Genomic DNA, 18,159 nt, shown 5'->3' on the forward strand with positions numbered 1-18,159 from the left:
AGGACTCGCGTGCGACTGTATCCTCGGACGGCAGATGCCGGAACAAGCCGTCACGCCGGACCGGGCGCAAACCTGAACCTCGGATGGCCTTCTCCAATTCACATGCTGTCAGGGCCTGCTCGCTATCTGCACCGGCCATGTGCCCTATATGTTCTTCATGGATGGTGCCATCGATGTCATCTGCGCCACAATGCAGGGCGGCAAGGGCCGTTTTCAGGCCAAACATGGCCCAGTAGGCCTTTACGTGGGGTATGTTGTCCAACATCAGACGGGCGATCGCCACGGTGCGCAGGATATCCAGACCACGCGCCGCCATGGGCGCGCCACCGAGCCCTTCCGCCAAGGGATTGTTCTGCTGCAGAAAAGGCAGTGGAATAAAACATACAAAACCGCCGCTCGCATCCTGCTGTCTGCGAATGGCATCCAGGTGTTCCAACCGGTGGCGCGTGGTTTCCATATGGCCAAAAAGCATGGAAGCGTTGCTCTTGAGCCCAAGGGAGTGCGCCTCCCCGGCAATCTGCAGCCAGCGCTCCCCGCTTATTTTTGTGGGGCAGATTTGCTGGCGTATTATTGGGGCGAAAATCTCCGCCCCTCCGCCTGGCATCATCACCAGCCCTGCCGCCTGCAACCTTTTGAGCACTTCTTGTGTGGAGATGCCTTCAAGCGCGGCGAAGTGGGCTATCTCCACCATGGTGAACCCTTTGAGCACCAAATCGGGAAAACGCTCCTGCAAGGAGCGCAACAGATCCTCATAAAAAGCAAGGGGCAAAGAGGGGTGGCACCCGCCGACGATATGCGCCTCGTCAACGCGCCCTGCCTGTTCCAGCCGCGCGAAAACGTCCTCTTTGCTCAGGGTGAAGGCGCCCTCTTCTCCTTCCTGCCGCCGATAAGCGCAGAAGGAACAACGCTGTACACAGACATTTGTATAATTGATGTGGCGATTGAACACCCAGTGTGTATCCGCGCCATGGCGCAACCGTCTGGCCAGATCCGCCAGGGCCAAAAGCACGTGGAGACCATCAGGGGCTTCGAGGGAATACAGGCGTTGCCCCTCATCTAAAGTAAGGCGTTTTCCTGTACATACTTTTTCGTACACCGCCCCACAATTCAGTGCGTTCATGCGGGCTTCGAGCATGCTTCCTCCTGCTGCGCCAGGCATTGACGCAAAAAATGAACGATGTGCTTTCTGGATATTGCGCCTGTTTCTTCCGCTTGCGGAAAATCGATGCCTTTCACCTCTATGCCGGGCAGGTTTGCCACACTGGCCTGGAGATAACGGTCGAGAACGGCGTCGATACAGAATACGGCAACGTCCAAATCAATATCAGGGCGAATTTCTTCACGATCCCTAGCCTTTTCCAGCAGCGGCATGAGCAATTTCCTGACGTTTGCGCGCACTTCAGCCAGAACGGTGGTGCGCATGGGGAAATCTTCGTTGAAGAGCATCTTCAGGTAGATGCGATAGATTGAAGGGTGCTTGCTGGCAAAATATGTTGCCGCGGCCAGCAGACTGTCCAGTGTCTGGAAAAAATCCCCACTGGAGGTGTTGCGTGTTTCCCGCATTCTGGAAGCGAATCGCTCCACTGCAAAGTCAAAAACAGCGCGGAAGCACCCTTCCTTACTGCCAAAATACTTGAACAAGGAGCCTTTGGCGATGCCGAGACGCGATGTCAGCCGGTTCATGCTCGCGCCTTGGTAGCCGGACGCGGCAAATTCCTCACCGGCTTCTTCCAGCACCCGTTGCCGCTTGTCTTCCGGCAAATTCTTGAATGTAGTGCTTGCAGTCATGGCCTCTCTCCCATATCTTGTGCGCGATGGTGACCAGGTGGTCATTCACTTAAATAATGACCACCTGGTCACCGCTTAGCCCGCACAAGACATGCTGTCAACGACAAGTTCTGCATAAGGATACGACATGGAAACGCACATAAAATCGTTGTCTTTGGGGTACTCGACCTGCCCCAATGATACGTTCATCTTCCATGCGGCAACGCATAATCTTGCAGGCGCGGGGGCTTTTGGTGAAGATGGTCCCTGCGTGGTGCTGGCTGATGTGGAAGAGTTGAACAGCCTCGCCTTGGACAAGGCGCTGGACATTTGCAAGATATCCGCTGCGGTCTGGCCAGAGGTTCAGGAGCATTACGCCTTGCTTTCATGCGGGGGCGCCATGGGGCACGGTGTGGGGCCGGTCCTTGTCGCCAAAGAGGGCACACCGGCAACAGGGCTGCGAAATATTGCCATACCAGGGGTGCACACCACCGCGGCCAGGCTGCTCCGCCTTTTTACGGAAAGCGAGCAAACCTTGCTGGCGCCTGATGGACAGCGCCCTGACATGCGATTTGACCGCATTGTCCCCGCTTTGATGCGGGATGAAGTGGATGCCGGCGTGCTCATCCACGAAGGACGTTTCACCTATGCATCACTGGGGCTGGTACTGCTACAAGACCTTGGTCAATGGTGGGAAAATTATTTTTCTTTGCCCCTGCCTCTGGGGTGCATTGTCGCCAGGCGCTCCCTGGGTGAGGAGCGCATTGCACGGATAGAAGCCGCCATTCGAGAAAGCCTGCAAACGGCCTGGGCGAATCCGGAACAAGCAATGCCCTACATTCGTGAAAATGCGAAGGAACTGAGTGAAGAGGCCATACGTCAGCACATTGAGACCTTTGTGACCAAATGGTCGCTGGACATGGGCGAAGAGGGACGAAAAGCCTTGAAAATACTGGAACAATCCTAACCCCCCAAAGCCGGCCTTTTATCCACGCGGCAAGACGGGCAATCTGCGCTCCAGGCCAATGCCGGCCGGCGAGATGTGCGTCATCCAAGGCCAGGCCTCCACCCCGGCATCAAGGGCGTCGTAAAACAACCGTGCGTACTCCGGGTCTATCAAGGATGCAGGGGCAAAACATTTCGCGTCGGATCGCTGCACCAGGAAGAAAAGCGCTGTCCGCACACCCTGACGCGCAAGGCCGGCGAGTTCCACCAGATGCTTGCGCCCCCTTTCTGTGGCAGCGTCCGGGAACAGAGCCACATCGTCTTCCACCAGAGTCACGTTCTTGCACTCTACCCACACGTCACCGGCAGGACCGGTAAGAAGCGCATCCAGGCGACTGGCGCCATAGACAGCCTCACGTTTGAATGTTGTGCAATCCGCCAGCTCGGGTAAAGCGCCTGCTTTCCAGGCTGCCTGCAGCATACGGTTAGGCGTGCTGGTGTTGACGCCCGCCCAGAAACCACGCTCCAAAAAAATGTTCTGCCAGGCCAGTTCAAGGGTGAATGGCAACTTACGTGCAGGGTTCGCAGCGGGCGAAAGCAACACTTCACTGCCTGGCCGCAAGAGCCCGAGCATGGAGCCGGTATTGTTGGTATGCGCCAACAAGCTCTGCTTACCATCAAGAGTTGTGGCATATACTGTGAATCGCTTTTCCCGGCGCAGGAATCGGGCGCACAGACAATCAGAAGGCAAGTGCAAGAGGATAGGTGTCGGCATCAAGGATTTGTGCCAAAGGTCATGGGGCTTGTCGAGCACGTGTAACATCTGCCCAACGGATAGCCCTATGGACAGCTATTCTTCGATATCATACTCCATTTCGAAAGCACTTTCTTTAGTAGTCTTTGCATAATATCCGCCAATAACTTGTACATCCGTAAATCCAATTGCCTTATAAAATTGTATAGCCTGATCATTCGATTCTCTTACGTGCAAAGATACTTTTTTCTTTCCTGCATCTCTGGCGTGCTTCATAATATCATTCATAATTATCTTGCCAAATCGTGGACAGTATACCATCCTTCCACCCATTTCTTACTTTTCTACGCAAAATATCCATCCAAACCTGAGAATTCTATACTTTCCATAAACAAATCTCCTTTCCTACAGAGTTACCACACCCGCATGTTCACTCAAAATTTTAAAAAATTATTATTTTGATTCTATTACCTATACTTTCCCAACTGATGCTCCGCAATTTTTCTAATTATCTAAAATTATTCAAAAATTTTTGTTCCCACAATACTTGTTCTTTGCAACCGCCAGACACGGTTTTGAATATTCCATAATTCAAGTATATATTAATCCTTATTCAACGTTCTCTTCCTACGCGGGTGCTGTTTACAGTTTTTCTACTACAGGGCAGGAACTGCAAAAATGCAACATACATATATTACTAATATTACTTGCTACGGATAGTATTCATGAGTAAGCTTACAAGAGAAATTTCGTATATTACTACTTATAGATACACTCCTGACTTGGTAACGGGACACAAGCGATGGACCCCATAAATCAGTCGCACCTGCTCAAACGCATAGAGTTTCTTGAAAAAGAAAACAGCGCATTACGTGCACGTTTGGAAGCGGAAAATGATTTTCCTGAAGCAACATCGCTGCACGACGAAAATCAACTCTTGCGCCACGTTCTGGACAGCATTCCCGTTGGCATAACCTGCATTGCCCCTGACCATACCGTGCAGGTGGCAAACCAGGCCATTTGTCGGCTTTTGGATCTGCCCTTGGAGCAAATCGTCGGCCGCAAATGCCACGACTTGTTCAAGAGCAACGAAGGCCTCTGCAAGAATTGCCACGCCCCAATAAATGCCGACAACTCTTCCGCTTCTTCAGTCTGTACGGCGCACTTGCTCTCTGGGAATCAAACCACAACCGTCCAGATTCGCATCATCCCTGTGCCTGAGACTCACGGCGCGGGCATGATGCAAATCATCGAGGACATCTCTGCACAAGAGCGGGTGGAGCATGAAAAAATGCTGCTGGCTGAGCTCATAGAAAATGCCGAGCACGTGGCAGTGTTCAAGGATGCCGATCTTCGCTACGTCACTGTAAACAAAGCGTATCTCCACCTAACCGGATTTACTTCTCGAACCCAGGTTATTGGCAAAACAGATGTCGAGCTTTTTTCCAGCATGTCCACCCCGGAAGAAATCCTTAAATACATGGAGAACGACCGCAGAGCATTTCGTCTTGCCCCTGGTGAAAACCTGACCGTGGAGGAAACAACGCAGGGCGAAGACGGAAGCCTGCGCACCTTTCTGACCAAAAAATTTCCTGTTTTTTCTACGGATGGCACGTGCTTGGGTGTTGCAACCCTTGCTTCCGAGATAACCGCACGCAAACGCGCCGAAGAGGCACTGCTGCAAGCAAACCGTCAGCTCCATGCCTTTTTCGAGAACATTCCAGGACATATCAATGTTGTGGACAGGGAATACAACATCATTGGCGTCAGCCGAGGTCTGCTGGACAACTTTGGCTTCAAGGACAGCGGGGGCATAATAGGAAAAAAGTGTTACAAAGTATTGCAAGGACAACCGGATGTCTGCTCCCATTGCTCCCTGCCCCAAGCGCTGGAACAGAACACGACAGTGGTCCGCTACTCCACGCCAGAAGAAGAGATACTGACGGGCAAGTCCCTTAAGATTTATTGCGCGCCCATCAAGGATGAAGATGGGGCGATTATCGGCGGCATGGAATTCGTCGCTGACATTTCTGATTTACGATCGCTGGAACAGGAACTCATCACCGCAAGAGATGCTGCAGAAAAAGCCAGCCTTGCCAAAAGCGAATTCCTGGCCAACATGAGCCATGAAGTGAGAACACCGCTCAATGGTGTTCTCGGGATGTTGCAGTTGCTTGAGGAAAGCGAACTCGACGAACAGCAGATGGATTTTGTCCAAACTGCGCTCACGTCCAGCAGAACCCTTCTTGAAGTCATTAATGACATTCTGGATATATCCAAGATTGAAGCCGGCAAGCTGGAGCTTGAAGAGTGGCCGTTTTCTCTGCAAACAACACTGAATCACCTCAGGGAGACTTTCATTTTTCAGGCCAGGGAAAAGGGAATTGACATAACGGTCAATGTCTCTCCCAACGTCCCTGAACTGGTACTGGGGGACCAGAGACGACTGCGGCAGGTATTTTTCAATCTGGTAGGCAATGCCGTTAAATTCACAGATGCAGGCCGCGTACAGATGGAAGCAGACGTCTTGTACGCTCCACATGCTGCCACAAATTCGCGACTGATTCTTTCCTGCGCTGTCCGTGATACAGGTATCGGCATCCCAAAGGAAGACATAGAGCGCCTTTTCGAACCCTTCACCCAGCGCGACGCCTCCTACTCCCGCCGATTTCAGGGCACAGGCCTCGGGCTGGCCATCGTACGCAAACTGGTGGAGTTGATGCACGGCGAAGTTTTTATGGAAAGTGAGGAAGGTGTTGGCACAACCGTACATTTTACTGTGGAGATGAAACAGACTTCGATCAAACAGTTGGTTGACGCCTGCGAGGACACCGGGGCAAGCGGCAAACGCCATCTAAAGGTTCTGCTTGCCGAGGATAACATGCTTAATCAGAGTGTTGCAGTTCACATGCTCTCCAAACTGGGGCACGAATACGTAGCCGTTGAAAACGGGCAGCAGGTTCTGGAGGCTTTGAAGCGCGAATCATTCGATGTGGTGCTCATGGACATTCAAATGCCCAGAATGAGTGGTCTGGACGCCACAAAACACATTCGCAAGGATACCTCTGGCGCATTACCCGCCAATATTCCCATCATCGCGATGACCGCCCACTCCATGAAAGGAGATCAAGACGCTTTCCTTGCTGCGGGTATGGACGGCTTTCTTCCCAAACCCATAGAGCTCCCCATCCTAGAAGCCATTTTGCGCAACCTGGCGCTTTGACCCCGAAAAACGCGAACGACGACTTCCGATAACCAGCCACACTTTTTTTTACTTTCCTTACACAGATCCACGAATATATACATATTTTGGCTGCACGGCGCAGCCCTTGCTTTTCTTTCCCTTTTCATGCCGCGTAATCGCTTTTCAGGAGCCAGGTGATGCCAGCGTCCCCCGGAGATTCGGAGCACAGTCTCTATATGTGCCCCACGGCTGCCAAACCCGGGGCCGTGATGCATCCGCCATTACAGCAAAAACCACAGGCAATGGTGGAGAGCCACGCAGTGCGCGGTTGTCCTGCGGTTGACGGAATGCGCGTGTTCGCGGCTTTTGCCGTCATATGCCTGCATACTGACCCTTTTTACGCTGAAAGACTGGAAGACCCCACGACGTGGACCGCCCCCCTTGCCTGGTGCATCAACCTTTTGGCCCTTTTTGCGGTTCCCTATTTTTTCATTGTTTCAGGGTACTTTTTTGGACAACGTCTTCTTGCCCCAGACGGGAGCTTCAAAACCAGCGCCCTGTCCAAGATAATACGGCGTATTCTACCCATGTATCTCGGATGGTGCCTGTTCTACGCCCTTATGCCGCGCCCGCGTGCATGGCATCAATTAGGGTGGTGGGGCGCCATACACAAAAATCTTCATGATCTCTTGGGTGATGCGGTTAATCACCCCTGGCACCTGCTCTTCAATGGCACCGGGTTGCAGCTCTGGTTCCTGGCATCCCTTTGCCTGGCAGCGACCATGGCCTTTGTAATCTTGCGCTGGCGGCCAAAATGGCTCTACCCCACAGCGGTGGCGATGTTTGTCTGCGGTCTGCTGGGGCAAGGGTATGGCCAACTTTTCGGCATAGACCTTTTGGCCCAATGGAACGTTAATACCAGGTTGGGCCCTTTTTTCGGGTTTCCTCTTTTCACGCTTGGCATCTGGCAATCCAGACAGCTGCCTCCAAAGTCAAGACAGTCCCTACTTCTTGCTCTTATTGCATTGGGGATATTATTTGCAGAAGGGGTGGCCCTTTCCGCCCTCTCTGATAGATACCTGGCGCATTATTATGTGGGGAGCGCCCTGACAGGGCTGGGACTGTTCCGAATCGCCCTGGCCAACCCCACACTTTTCGGCATGGGCATCCTTCCCCAAATAGGGGTGTTGACACCAGGCATTTACGTCACCCACACCTACTTACTTTCTGTATTCGAACAACTCCCGGACTTGCCCCTGGAGACGTTGCCGGGGCAGATTTTATTGCCATTGGCTCTGTTTGCCCTTTCCTTATTATGCGCTTACGCACTGGCCAACACGCCTGTTTTACGCCGCCTGGTCTGATTACGGAACCAGCAGTTCCCATTTTTTACAAATACGGTCCTCCATGTTCCTGAAATTTCCCAACTGCTTTTAAACGTCCTAGAATAGTAACTTCATATTCAAAAGAGATTGCTAACGTCTTGTTGCGAATAAGGACAAAGCACTCTGGCAAAAAGGTTTACCTCTGAAATCCATCTGGTTATGCTGTTTTCATAATTACAGAGGCGAGCATTTCCCGCCACCGGTAATAGGGTCAGCGCTATTGCTGCAATTGACTCCCTGTAGTATTTTTTGCGTGGTCATGTTTTCCCCAAACCATTCGCCATTCTCCCAGGGGCGCCATACCGGATAAAAAGGAGCCGGCCCCATGCACAAAGACCTCTTCCATTTACAGCAGGAAATGGACGATGAAGGCATTATCCTGAGTTTTCGCGGCGCCATCACTCAGGATGTCATCATCAGTCTTGGTGAAGCCCTTAAGAAACAGGTGGAGTTGAAGAGCGAGTCAATCTCTACAAACATGCGCGTATTCTCCGCTTTTGTAGAGCTGTTGCAGAATATCGACCGCTATTCCCTGGACAAGCGCGACGTGCCTCCGGACATGTCCGTAAGCTATGGAATCGTGGTCATCGGTTACAAGGACAACGACTACTACATCCATTGCGGCAACTGCATTGCACAATCCCGCCAGGCCGAGTTGGATACACTGCTGACCCGCCTCGCCGGCATGAACGCAGCAGAACTCAAGGCGCTTTTCAAGGAACAAAGGCGCAAGGACACCCCTGAAACAAGTAGCGGCGCGGGACTTGGCTTTATCGAACTGGCTCGTAATGCAAAGGACATGAGCCATTCCTTTTCCGAAATCGGCAAAGGCGTGGTCTTTTTTTCCGTGCTGGTTCTTATCTGACGCACCTATTCCCTCACGCAAAACCTTCTTTCTCATATTTGTGTAGCGCGTTGCCCCAGCAATGTGTTTGCAGCAGCACGCCTTCCTGGCTCCCCTCCCCGACCTCTGCGTAAAAATGGTAATTATTTATAATTTGACTACTAAATCATACCAACATAATAAAATATGCTGCATCATCCCATTGTCTGATTTGTTTTTCAGACGACCATTTGGGGGAAATAATGACGACGCTGTGTCAAAACACCATGAACAGGTGTTTGATCGCAGACACAAGGCTACACGGGAGCAAGGACATCCTGCAATGACGACAGGTACGAGGACATCTTCCCCAAACAACACCGCCTTCTCAAGCAAAAACAAGCGCGCCTTACGTGGTGTGCCCATGGCGCGCCTGTTCGGCATTTTCATCATCCTGGCGATGACGGCCCAGGGCGTTTTCGTTGGCCTGCTTGCAGCAAACGGCATATATTCAGCATTCGAAAACCAGATAGCCAGGCTGTTAGACGCCCGTTCCAAGGCCACAGCAACGCTTTTGGTCCGCTATGTGGACAACCACCTTTCCGTTATGGAGGACATGGCGACTAACCCCATGCTTGCCGCCATTCTGCGTAGAGATGTCAGTCCGCACAACAACACCGCGGCATTCCTGGACAGGGTGGAACTATTCGGCAAAAAGCCGCGTTTTGTGCTGTTCGACGCCGACAATTCACTGCTCTACGACACGGCCAATGCTTCCGGTTGCCTGTTGCAGCCAGAGACATTTGCACTGCTGCGACAAAGTACCAAAGCCACGGTCAAGGTAGTGTCTGGCTGCGCAGGCAATACGCTTTCCAAACCTTTTTTACGGTTTGCCGTGGCCATCCGGAGTGGCAGTGCAGCCCTTGGACCCGCTGGTTTTCTTGTTGCCGACGTTCCCATTGATTCCATCGACGTTTTAAAGGAAATCGAGGAAGCCAACTCTGGTGAAACCATTTCACTGCTTCAAGACGGCAACGTTCTTTACTCCAGCCAACAGGGAGGCGACGCGACCAGCGCTCGTATGGAGATTCCAGAACTTGGCGTGACACTTGTGCTTCGGATGAACCTTGAAGACGTGAACATGGAGCGGCAGACAGTGTTTTTGCGCACTGCGGCCATCGTGTTTGGCATGGTCGTACTGTTTGGCGTCATTGGCATTTTTGTGGGCCGGCGCTTTTTTGTAACCCCCCTTACGCACCTGCAACGCCGGGCAGCCGAACTCAGAAGCGGTGAAATGCCACCTGTCACGGCTCTGACCACCGACCGCCTGGTTGCCGAAGAAATCCTGCGTCTGGATAACGATTTACAAGATACAATGCTCTCCTTGATGACCAAACAGGCGGAACTGGAACAACGCAGCGCGCAATTGCAGGAGGCCAACCTGGCCCTGCGCGAAAGCCAGCACTTGTTGGACGCCACCGGTAAGACTGCAAAGGTTGGCGGCTGGCGACTGGATACTGACACGGAGCAATTGACCTGGACTGATGAAACCTTCCGTATTCACGGACTCAGCCCAGGGGAGAACGTTTCTGTTGCAACAGCCCTTTCTTTCTACACTGATGAAAGCCACCCCATCATTGAAAACGCCCTGAAGCGGCTGCGTGAACTCGAGGAAAGCTTTGATCTGGAGTTGGCGCTGGTCACATCCCGTGGCAGACACATCTGGGTGCGCACCATTGGCGCTGTCATGCGGCAGGATGATGCCCCCAAAAGGACCAGCCACCATGTAATCGGCGGTACGTTCCAAGACGTAACCCAGCGCAAAATCGCCGAAGACGCGCAGCGCGAAGGTGAAGAACGCTTTCGACGACTGGCGGAAAACGCCCCTGACATTATATTCCGCATGCGGCTGCCGGAGCGGCGTTACGAATATGTAAGCCCCGCAGTAAAATATATCGTGGGCCTGGCCCCAGAGGCGTTCTACACGGCTACAGACCTGCATTACGACATTATCCACCCGGACTACTTGGATTTCTTCAATGACCAATGGCGTCGCCTGCCCACAGGAGACATTGACCCTGTGTGGGAGTACAAAATTATCGATGCAAACGGACGTGAACGCTGGCTGAACCAGCGCAATGTTCTGCTCCGGGACTCTTCAGGCAAAGCCGTTGCCCTGGAAGCAGTTGTCACCGACTTGACCGAGCGACGAATGGCCGAAGAGGCCAGGCGCGAAAGCGAAGAATTCAACAAAAGGATTATCGAATCCAGCCCTGACTGCATCAAGATACTGGACAAAAACGGCAACATTGAATTTCTGAGCAAAGGTGGGGCGAAACTGTTGAAACTGGATTCCCCCGACCAGCTCATCGGCAAAAACTACCCCGAGATGTGGCAGGGCCAAGCGCGTGAAAATGTAGAGAACGCCATGCGCCTGGCACGGGAGACACAAGGAACAACCGGCTTCGAAGCACTGTTCCCTGACTTTGAAGGAACCCCCCGCTGGTGGAAAATAAGCATTACTCCTCTTCTGGACACAGCAGGCAACATGCAGCGGTACATGGTGGTTTCCCGTGACATAACCCAGCTGAAACAGGCGGAGCAGGAACAGCGCGAAGCCAAGGAAGACGCCATCGCCGCCAACCGGGCCAAGAGCGAATTCCTCACAAACATGAGCCACGAACTGCGCACCCCAATGAATGGTATTCTGGGGCTTGTCGAATTGCTGCTCGATTCCGGGGTCGATGCAGAGCAGCGCGACTCCCTGGAAACAATCCACTCCTCCGCCAGAGGGCTGACTCGCCTCATCGACGACATCCTGGACCTTGCACGCATTGAATCAGGACGCATGGACCTGCAAGCAGAGGCCTTCCGCCTGGAAACCATCTTGCAATCCATTGTGGATATTCTGGAACCCCAGGCCCGCGAAAAGGGCATTGCCATACACTGGAAAATCCAGCCGAATATGCCCGCTTCGCTTTTTTATGGCGATGTAAAACGCCTGCGGCAGGTGCTTTTGAACCTTGCAGGCAATGCAGTAAAATTCACGGAAAAAGGAACTGTGGAAATTAGCGTTGGTTGCGAAGGTGGGTGCGCGCTCCCGCCACAAAACGGAACCAAAATCACCCAGATGATGCGCTTTCACATCCGCGACACAGGCATCGGTATTTCGCCTGCCGACCAGAAACGTATTTCGAATCTTTTGTGCAGGGCGATGGCTCCATATCCAGACGCCACCCAGGAACCGGTCTCGGCCTCTCCCTGGCAAACAGGCTGGTACAGCTCATGGGGGGCGAACTTGGTGTACAAAGCGAACCCGAAAACGGGAGCGACTTCAGCTTTACAGCACAATTCCAGGTCTCGCGAGAATTATCCCAAGACACCCTCGCCCCATTGGAGCAGTCTGCTCAAGAGCGGCAACGTCAGGTGCACGTGCTCGTCGTGGACGATAACGAACTCAATCGCCTGGTGGCCAAACGCATGATAGAACGTTCCGGACACCTTGCGCAAACCGCGGCATCCGGCAGGGATGCGCTGCAACTTCTTGCAGACAGCAGTTTTGACGTGGTGTTCATCGATGTGGAGATGCCGGGCATGAACGGGCTGGAAACAACCCGACGCATCCGCGAAAAATTCGGCCTGGCAAAAGAAAATGGCCCTTTCATCACCGCCATGACCGCTCACTCCATGCCAGGAGACAAGGAACGATTCCTTTCATACGGTATGGATGACTATCTGCCAAAACCGCTTTCCATGGAGAACATCGGCAACGCCATCAGGCGATTTCAGGCAAAGAATACAGACCAACAGCCTGCCGCCCCCTCCCCTGCGCCCAGCCCCTCTGCTGCCCGTGCAGATACAGACACGCTTAACCGCAAGGAAGCGATGTTTCGTTTTGCGGATGACGAAGAACTGTATCTGGAGGCTTGCCAAGACTTTTTGGAGCGCACACCCGCCACCCTTGCCAAACTGTTCGAGAGTCATGAATCCGGGGATTTTGAAACCGCCATGCTAAGCGCCCATTCCATAAAGGGAAACAGTGCAACCATCGGCGCAGAAAAAGTCGCGACCATCGCCCACAGGCTGGAGCAGACCCTCAAAACCCGTGACGGAAACACAAAGGAATTAACGCTGCAACTCGAAGCGGAGATAGCCGCTCTCATGCCTATGCTCGAAAAACTCACCCAGTGAGGAAAACACTCAGGCCTTGCCTTTTTTCAATCATGCTGGCACCTAAAGCTCTCCAAGGGTACATGAACGACGGGGGGAAGCAAAAGGCAGCCACAGGAAATGAAGATCGACAAGGCAGTCATCGGCATTGGTCTCATCATGGCCGGCATTCTTGCGTCATATTTTTACTTCTATCAGAACTCGACCAACCAAATTCAACGCGACCCAAAATATCAGGAAGTGGCCACCAAGGTAGGCCCCCAGTTCGATAAGATTACGAAATACCTGGACCACCTTGAAAACGCCTACCCCTCGGCGGCAAACATCCCCAAACGCGAAGTCCGCAACGCAGGCACCTTCCAGGCCGGCGATTTTCGGTTCAAAGTCGCCAATATCTCGGACTACAGGGGAGAGCTGGGCTACTGCCTTGTTGCGGAGCACATCCAGAACAAAGGGCGCGCTTACCACTCCTCAGAACTCGTCAACGACCCCACCTGGCATGGCAACCGCAGCTATTACCATTACGTAACCGGGAAGGAGCCCATCGCCGACCTCGATGGTCCCTGCAACGAAACCATCATCATGCGCAGCCGCAAACGTTGACGCGGCGGCTTACAGCGCCAGCAGCACGCCTGTAAAAAGCGCAATGGAAATGACTCCGTTGAGCGTAAAAAAGGCCAGATTGATGCGGGTGAGATCCCCAGGCTTCACCAGCCTGTGCTCGTAGACAAGAATTATCCCCACAATGGCCGCCACCAGGAAATAGGGCACCCCCAGCCAGGCGGACCAGCCGGCCAGCAAAAAGAACACAACCGTATTTGCGTGGCAAAAAGCCGACAAGGCCAGCGCAGTTTTCACGCCAAAATGCACGGGCACGGAGTGCAGCCCATGCTCCCGGTCAAACTCCACGTCCTGGCAGGCATACAGGATATCGAACCCCGCCACCCAAAAGAGTACGCCCAAAAAAAGCAACGCCACAGGCATGGGTAACCCGGGCTGTACACTTATCCATCCCGCAGCGGGGGCAAGCCCCAGCACCGCCCCCAGGACAAAATGGCAAAGCCAGGTGAAGCGCTTGGTATAACTATAGAATGCGCACAGCAAAAGCGCAGGGAACGAAAGATTGAGACAGGCGCGGTTGATGCCCGCGCAGGAGGCTATGAACACGAGGGCGGTAACCGTCAAAAAGATCTTTGTTTCCAGGGTGGTTATTTCCCCAGTAACCAAAGGGCGGTTGGCAGTGCGGGGATTGAGACTGTCATAACGCAGATCCGCCAACCTGTTGAATCCCATGGCAAAGGAGCGCACAGCAACCATGGCGATGGTCAGCAGCACCATGATCCGCATATCCGGCAGGCCGCCATCGGCCATGAATGCGCCCATATAGGCAAAAGGCAGCGCAAAGACTGAGTGTTCTATCTTGACCATGCGTGCGTAAAGCACGGCGGTATGCAAAGGGCTATGCGCCTTGGGCATGTAACCTCCAAAACTGGATAATAAAATGCGGATATTGCCGCATTCGGACTGCGTTGCTGTGTATGTGTATAAGAAAAATATCCTGAGAAAAGGCTCACAGCAGTGTAAGTTGCTGTGTCGTGCGTTTGTGGTGGCTCTTCAATGTCGACCGTTGCAGCATATCCTGCGGAAGCGCCTTGACAAAACGGGAAGGCTGCAGTCTGAGTTCTCTGCCAAAAATTGAACGACGGGCGGCGTAGCTCAAATAAAGGGCGCGCTTGGCCCGTGTCATGCCCACGTAAAAAAGCCGCCGCTCCTCTTCCACATCCATGGCGACATCCATCTCGTGCACGCTGTCTGCACTTGCAACAGGAGCCTCACCTTCTTCCGTAGATTCGGTCTTGGCGTCACCAGCACTTTTACCGCTCAGAAAAGCCGCTCCCGCAAAAGGCAGGATGCCGTCTTCCAGGGCTGGTAAGAAAACGGCCTCAAACTCCAAGCCCTTGGCCGCGTGCAAAGTCATGATCCGTATGCGCTCGCTCCGTTCGGCCGCCAATTCCACCCTGCTTTGTAAATGCACCCAGTTCAAGAGCGCAGGCCATCCGCCCTGTTCTTCCCAGGCGGCAACAAGCTGGCGAAACGCCCTGCTCTCCCAAAAAAGCTTATCAAAGGGAGGAATATCCTGCACATAGGCGCCCACCGCCAGAGGGCCTTTGGCCACAATGGTGTCGGGGCACGCCAATTCCCTGGCTTCATGCCCAGGGGTGATCCCTAGAAAAGCACCCGCAGCCTGCAGGATTATCTGCACGCGTGGGTCGGCCCAAAAGGCTTCTTCCTCGGGCGCGCTGCACGGCAGGCCAAGCCGCTCCAGCGCCCGCCGCAACGGGCGTACAAGAGATCGAAAGCGCACCAGCACGGCCACGTCCCCGGGGCTCAGGCTGGCCTGCAAGTCAGGATCGTCGGACAAGCGCCCCTCCCCTGTTCCATCCATCAAAGAGTGACTGGTGCTGCCAATCAGAAAACGGATGCGCTCCGCAAGCCAGGATGCTTCGCTGCCGTCGCTCGGCGCTTCGAACAAGCGGATGGTGGCCGGCAAATCTGCATGCGCCTGCAAAGAAGGGGGCGTTTCTTCCCCGGCAAAAAGCGCTGCAGCAACATCCAATACGGGCTGCGCCGAACGGTAATTGGCAGCCAGGGTCACAATCTGCAGATGCGGCCAGGTCTGAAGCATTTCCTGCTCCACCTTGGTCAAGGCGCCACGGAAGCCATAGATGGACTGTCTCGGGTCGCCGATGGCGAAAAGGCCTTCGCCCCCCGTTTCCGGTTCAACGGCTTTGGGCACAAGGGCCTTTATAACTTCGAACTGCAGCGCGGAAAGATCCTGCACTTCGTCCACCAGCACCTGGGTAAAGGGGCAGGTGTAGATGTCTGCCTTGATCTGTTCCAGCCAGAACACCAACAGATCGGTAAAATCCGCAAGATTCCAGGATTCTTTCAGCTTTGTATAGTTATGGAAGAGCTCCTCATCAGGTTCCAGGGGCGTCATGGCCTCGCGTTTGCGCCCCAATCGCTTCCACGCAGCGCGCAGCTTCTGTTTGGGCTGCCCGATGTTGGCTTCCTGAAAGGCGCGGAAAGCGCCTTCTTCCGAAAGCAGCGTCGGCGCCTCGGCATAGGCCGCGGTCCAGTACTCGAACGCCAGGGCATGGAGCGTATCCGCCCTTGGCAGGGAAACACTGCTGCTTTTGTCCTTTTCGCCGAGGATTTTGAGCAAACGATCGTTAAGTTCCTGTGCGGCGCGGCGGGTAAATGTAACCGCCAGAATATGACGGGTGCTCTCCCCCTGCTCGATGAGCGCGGCGATGCGGTTGATAAGGGTCTGGGTTTTGCCCGTTCCTGGCCCCGCGACAACCAGCACAGGCCCGGGGCCGGCCTGAATGGCGGCCTGCTGTTCAGGGTTGGGCTTTACCACCGTAACCGGCGGGGCCTGCTTGCCCTCTTCCTTGGCGGAAGAATCCTGCAGGGGCGTCAGCAAGGAGCTCTGCTTCTTTGTCACAGTGGCAGGAGCAGGCTGCGTGCCCTGTAATGTACGCCCTTTTTTGAATTCCGCCTGTTCCTTTTTGCTAAAAACGGTGATGACACCGAAATTGCCATCATACCCGGGAGCCCGCAGCACATCTCCCCTGCGCATGCGCCCGATGCCTTCAGCCAAAGCAGAAGACACCTTGGCGATGTCTTCCAGAGGGGTTTCCAGCAAAAGCTGCATTTCTGACCCGAAACGCAGCATCAGCTTGGCGTAAAAAGCCTTTACCTTCTTGGTTGCCGGCCCTGTGCCCACTATCTCGGAAAGCACTTCATTCAGGGGAATCAAAGATACAAATCCGGGCTGTGCTTCCGGCTGTTCAGGGGCGTCCCTGTCCGCCAGTTCCAGCACCCTGTGCAATACGCCCAGGGTCAGCGGCTTGCCACAGACGGGGCAAATATTCTTGCGCGCCATTGCATCCCTGGGGTCCAGCACCACGCCGCATTTGCGGTGTCCGTCCATGTGGTACTTACCCTCTTCAGGAAAGAACTCGATGCTGCCAAGGAACTTGTGCCCCAGGGCTTCGCCGCGCAAGGCGCGAAAAATGCCTTCATAGGAGGGCGCGCCGGAAAATCGGTTGGCCTCGCGCCCCAGTTTTTCCGCCGAATGGGCGTCGGAGTTGGAAATCAGCCTGAAACGGTCCAGGGCGCTGATGGTCCAGTTCATCTCCGGATCGGAGGAAAGCCCCGTTTCCAGGGCGAATATGTGCTGGGATAGATCGCCGAAACATTCCTCTATGCTGTCAAATCCGGACTTGGAGCCGAACAGGGAAAACCAGGGTGTCCAGATGTGCGCTGGCACCAAAAAGGCCAGGGGATCGGTCTCCAGCACCATTTCCAGCAAATCACGAGAATCCAGACCAAGAATCGGGCGTCCGTCAGATTCCAGATTACCCACCTTGGCGAGCCTGTCCCTGAAATTTCTGGCAGTCTCAAGGTTTGGCATAAAAACAAGGTTGTGAATTTTGCGAACCTTGTCGCCCCTTTTGTATATGGAGCTGATCTCCGCCTGGAGCATGAAGCGCGTTTTGCCGGAGGAGGAGTAGCCGTCGAGCCAGGGAACCTCGCGGTCTGCCCGCGGTTCCTCTGCCAACATGTAGAGACCGCTCTTCTTGTCCTCCACCAGAGAGGACTCGAGTTCGTCCAGCCAACCGGGGTGGGTGAAATCTCCGGTGCCCAAAACATCCAGCCCTTTGACGCGCCCCCAAAGGGCAAGGAGTTGTACGGTCAGCCCCTTGCTGGTGGCCCGAGAATACCTGGAATGAATATGCAAGTCGGCCCTGAACTGCTCCATGGGTCTCCTCATGACTGGCTGTTGAAAAGCCCGCTTCAGACTTTCCCAGCTTGACGCGGCCAAAGCATGATTTTGCCAAGGCGCGCAAATAGTTTACGATTTCTACCTCAAAGACGTTTTCTGCGCTGGAAACCGCTTTCTAGCTTCCTCCGGCTTCACTAGCAGAAAGCAATTCCGAAGCCAATGCTTGCCACAGTGTGCTTATGCAGAGGGCGGTTCACAACCTGACGCCGCAAAGGCTTTTTCCGAGCGGTACAGGAAAAACCATGGTGTGTAGGATTTGCGTTGCGAATTTGTCAGAAT

At 53.9% G+C, this 18,159-nt stretch carries 11 protein-coding genes and 2 pseudogenes; 7 read left to right on the forward strand and 6 right to left on the reverse strand.

Annotated features, from left to right (window positions below):
* Positions 1-46: 46 nt before the first annotated feature.
* Positions 47-1,159: pseudogene (mqnE, locus tag ACZ5EH_RS01425) on the reverse strand (aminofutalosine synthase MqnE); the annotation flags it as partial.
* Complete coding sequence (locus ACZ5EH_RS01430) at positions 1,117-1,788, reverse strand: TetR/AcrR family transcriptional regulator (protein ID WP_464276364.1); 672 nt, start codon at positions 1,786-1,788, stop codon at positions 1,117-1,119. The pseudogene mqnE and the gene ACZ5EH_RS01430, both read right to left, overlap by 43 nt.
* 127 nt (positions 1,789-1,915) lie before the next feature.
* Between ACZ5EH_RS01430 and ACZ5EH_RS01435 the strand changes: the two genes are divergently transcribed.
* Complete coding sequence (locus tag ACZ5EH_RS01435) at positions 1,916-2,734, forward strand: 1,4-dihydroxy-6-naphthoate synthase (protein ID WP_464276365.1); 819 nt, start codon at positions 1,916-1,918, stop codon at positions 2,732-2,734.
* Positions 2,735-2,752: 18 nt separating this feature from the next.
* Here the strand turns inward: ACZ5EH_RS01435 and sfsA are convergent, their stop codons facing one another.
* Together sfsA and ACZ5EH_RS01445 are read right to left on the reverse strand one after the other, a co-directional pair.
* Positions 2,753-3,487: a DNA/RNA nuclease SfsA gene (sfsA, locus tag ACZ5EH_RS01440; protein ID WP_464278246.1), complete on the reverse strand. Its 735-nt coding sequence runs from the start codon at positions 3,485-3,487 to the stop codon at positions 2,753-2,755.
* Positions 3,488-3,562: 75 nt separating this feature from the next.
* A complete protein-coding gene (locus ACZ5EH_RS01445; RefSeq protein ID WP_464276366.1) occupies positions 3,563-3,799 on the reverse strand; it encodes a GNAT family N-acetyltransferase in 237 nt (78 codons plus the stop codon).
* A gap of 469 nt (positions 3,800-4,268) precedes the next feature.
* Here ACZ5EH_RS01445 and ACZ5EH_RS01450 point away from each other — a divergent pair, with 469 nt between their 5' ends.
* The 6 genes and pseudogenes from ACZ5EH_RS01450 (at position 4,269) to ACZ5EH_RS01475 (ending at position 13,631) form a co-directional block, all read left to right on the forward strand.
* Positions 4,269-6,689 (forward strand): ATP-binding protein, encoded by a 2,421-nt coding sequence (locus ACZ5EH_RS01450; RefSeq protein ID WP_464276367.1) that lies wholly within the window; start codon positions 4,269-4,271, stop codon positions 6,687-6,689.
* Between the two features lie 158 nt (positions 6,690-6,847).
* A complete protein-coding gene (locus tag ACZ5EH_RS01455; RefSeq protein WP_464276368.1) occupies positions 6,848-8,014 on the forward strand; it encodes an acyltransferase in 1,167 nt (388 codons plus the stop codon).
* Between the two features lie 346 nt (positions 8,015-8,360).
* Complete coding sequence (locus ACZ5EH_RS01460) at positions 8,361-8,900, forward strand: SiaB family protein kinase (protein ID WP_464276369.1); 540 nt, start codon at positions 8,361-8,363, stop codon at positions 8,898-8,900.
* Between the two features lie 1,705 nt (positions 8,901-10,605).
* Positions 10,606-12,149 (forward strand): annotated as a pseudogene (locus tag ACZ5EH_RS01465) (PAS domain S-box protein); the annotation flags it as partial.
* 150 nt (positions 12,150-12,299) lie between these two features.
* Entirely contained in the window at positions 12,300-13,049 is a 750-nt protein-coding gene (locus ACZ5EH_RS01470; RefSeq protein WP_464278247.1) for a response regulator, read from the forward strand.
* Positions 13,050-13,148: 99 nt separating this feature from the next.
* The gene (locus ACZ5EH_RS01475; protein WP_464276370.1) at positions 13,149-13,631 is read left to right on the forward strand and encodes a hypothetical protein; all 483 of its coding nucleotides are present in this window, start codon (positions 13,149-13,151) and stop codon (positions 13,629-13,631) included.
* Positions 13,632-13,640: 9 nt separating this feature from the next.
* On the opposite strand, the gene ACZ5EH_RS01480 is transcribed toward ACZ5EH_RS01475, so the two are convergent.
* Together ACZ5EH_RS01480 and ACZ5EH_RS01485 are read right to left on the reverse strand one after the other, a co-directional pair.
* The gene (locus ACZ5EH_RS01480; protein ID WP_464276371.1) at positions 13,641-14,504 is read right to left on the reverse strand and encodes a UbiA-like polyprenyltransferase; all 864 of its coding nucleotides are present in this window, start codon (positions 14,502-14,504) and stop codon (positions 13,641-13,643) included.
* 94 nt (positions 14,505-14,598) lie between these two features.
* Complete coding sequence (locus tag ACZ5EH_RS01485; RefSeq protein WP_464276372.1) at positions 14,599-17,856, reverse strand: UvrD-helicase domain-containing protein; 3,258 nt, start codon at positions 17,854-17,856, stop codon at positions 14,599-14,601.
* Positions 17,857-18,159: the final 303 nt, after the last annotated feature.

The organism is Desulfovibrio biadhensis (assembly GCF_055388615.1).

Bases quoted from the DNA above. Each gene is read 5' to 3' on its own strand.
- ACZ5EH_RS01430 (WP_464276364.1), bottom strand. From the start codon at position 1,788: ATGACTGCAAGCACTACATTCAAGAATTTGCCGGAAGACAAGCGGCAA.
- ACZ5EH_RS01435 (WP_464276365.1), top strand. From the start codon at position 1,916: ATGGAAACGCACATAAAATCGTTGTCTTTGGGGTACTCGACCTGCCCC.
- sfsA (WP_464278246.1), bottom strand. From the start codon at position 3,487: ATGCCGACACCTATCCTCTTGCACTTGCCTTCTGATTGTCTGTGCGCC.
- ACZ5EH_RS01445 (WP_464276366.1), bottom strand. From the start codon at position 3,799: ATGGGTGGAAGGATGGTATACTGTCCACGATTTGGCAAGATAATTATG.
- ACZ5EH_RS01450 (WP_464276367.1), top strand. From the start codon at position 4,269: ATGGACCCCATAAATCAGTCGCACCTGCTCAAACGCATAGAGTTTCTT.
- ACZ5EH_RS01455 (WP_464276368.1), top strand. From the start codon at position 6,848: ATGCCAGCGTCCCCCGGAGATTCGGAGCACAGTCTCTATATGTGCCCC.
- ACZ5EH_RS01460 (WP_464276369.1), top strand. From the start codon at position 8,361: ATGCACAAAGACCTCTTCCATTTACAGCAGGAAATGGACGATGAAGGC.
- ACZ5EH_RS01475 (WP_464276370.1), top strand. From the start codon at position 13,149: ATGAAGATCGACAAGGCAGTCATCGGCATTGGTCTCATCATGGCCGGC.
- ACZ5EH_RS01480 (WP_464276371.1), bottom strand. From the start codon at position 14,504: ATGCCCAAGGCGCATAGCCCTTTGCATACCGCCGTGCTTTACGCACGC.
- ACZ5EH_RS01485 (WP_464276372.1), bottom strand. From the start codon at position 17,856: ATGGAGCAGTTCAGGGCCGACTTGCATATTCATTCCAGGTATTCTCGG.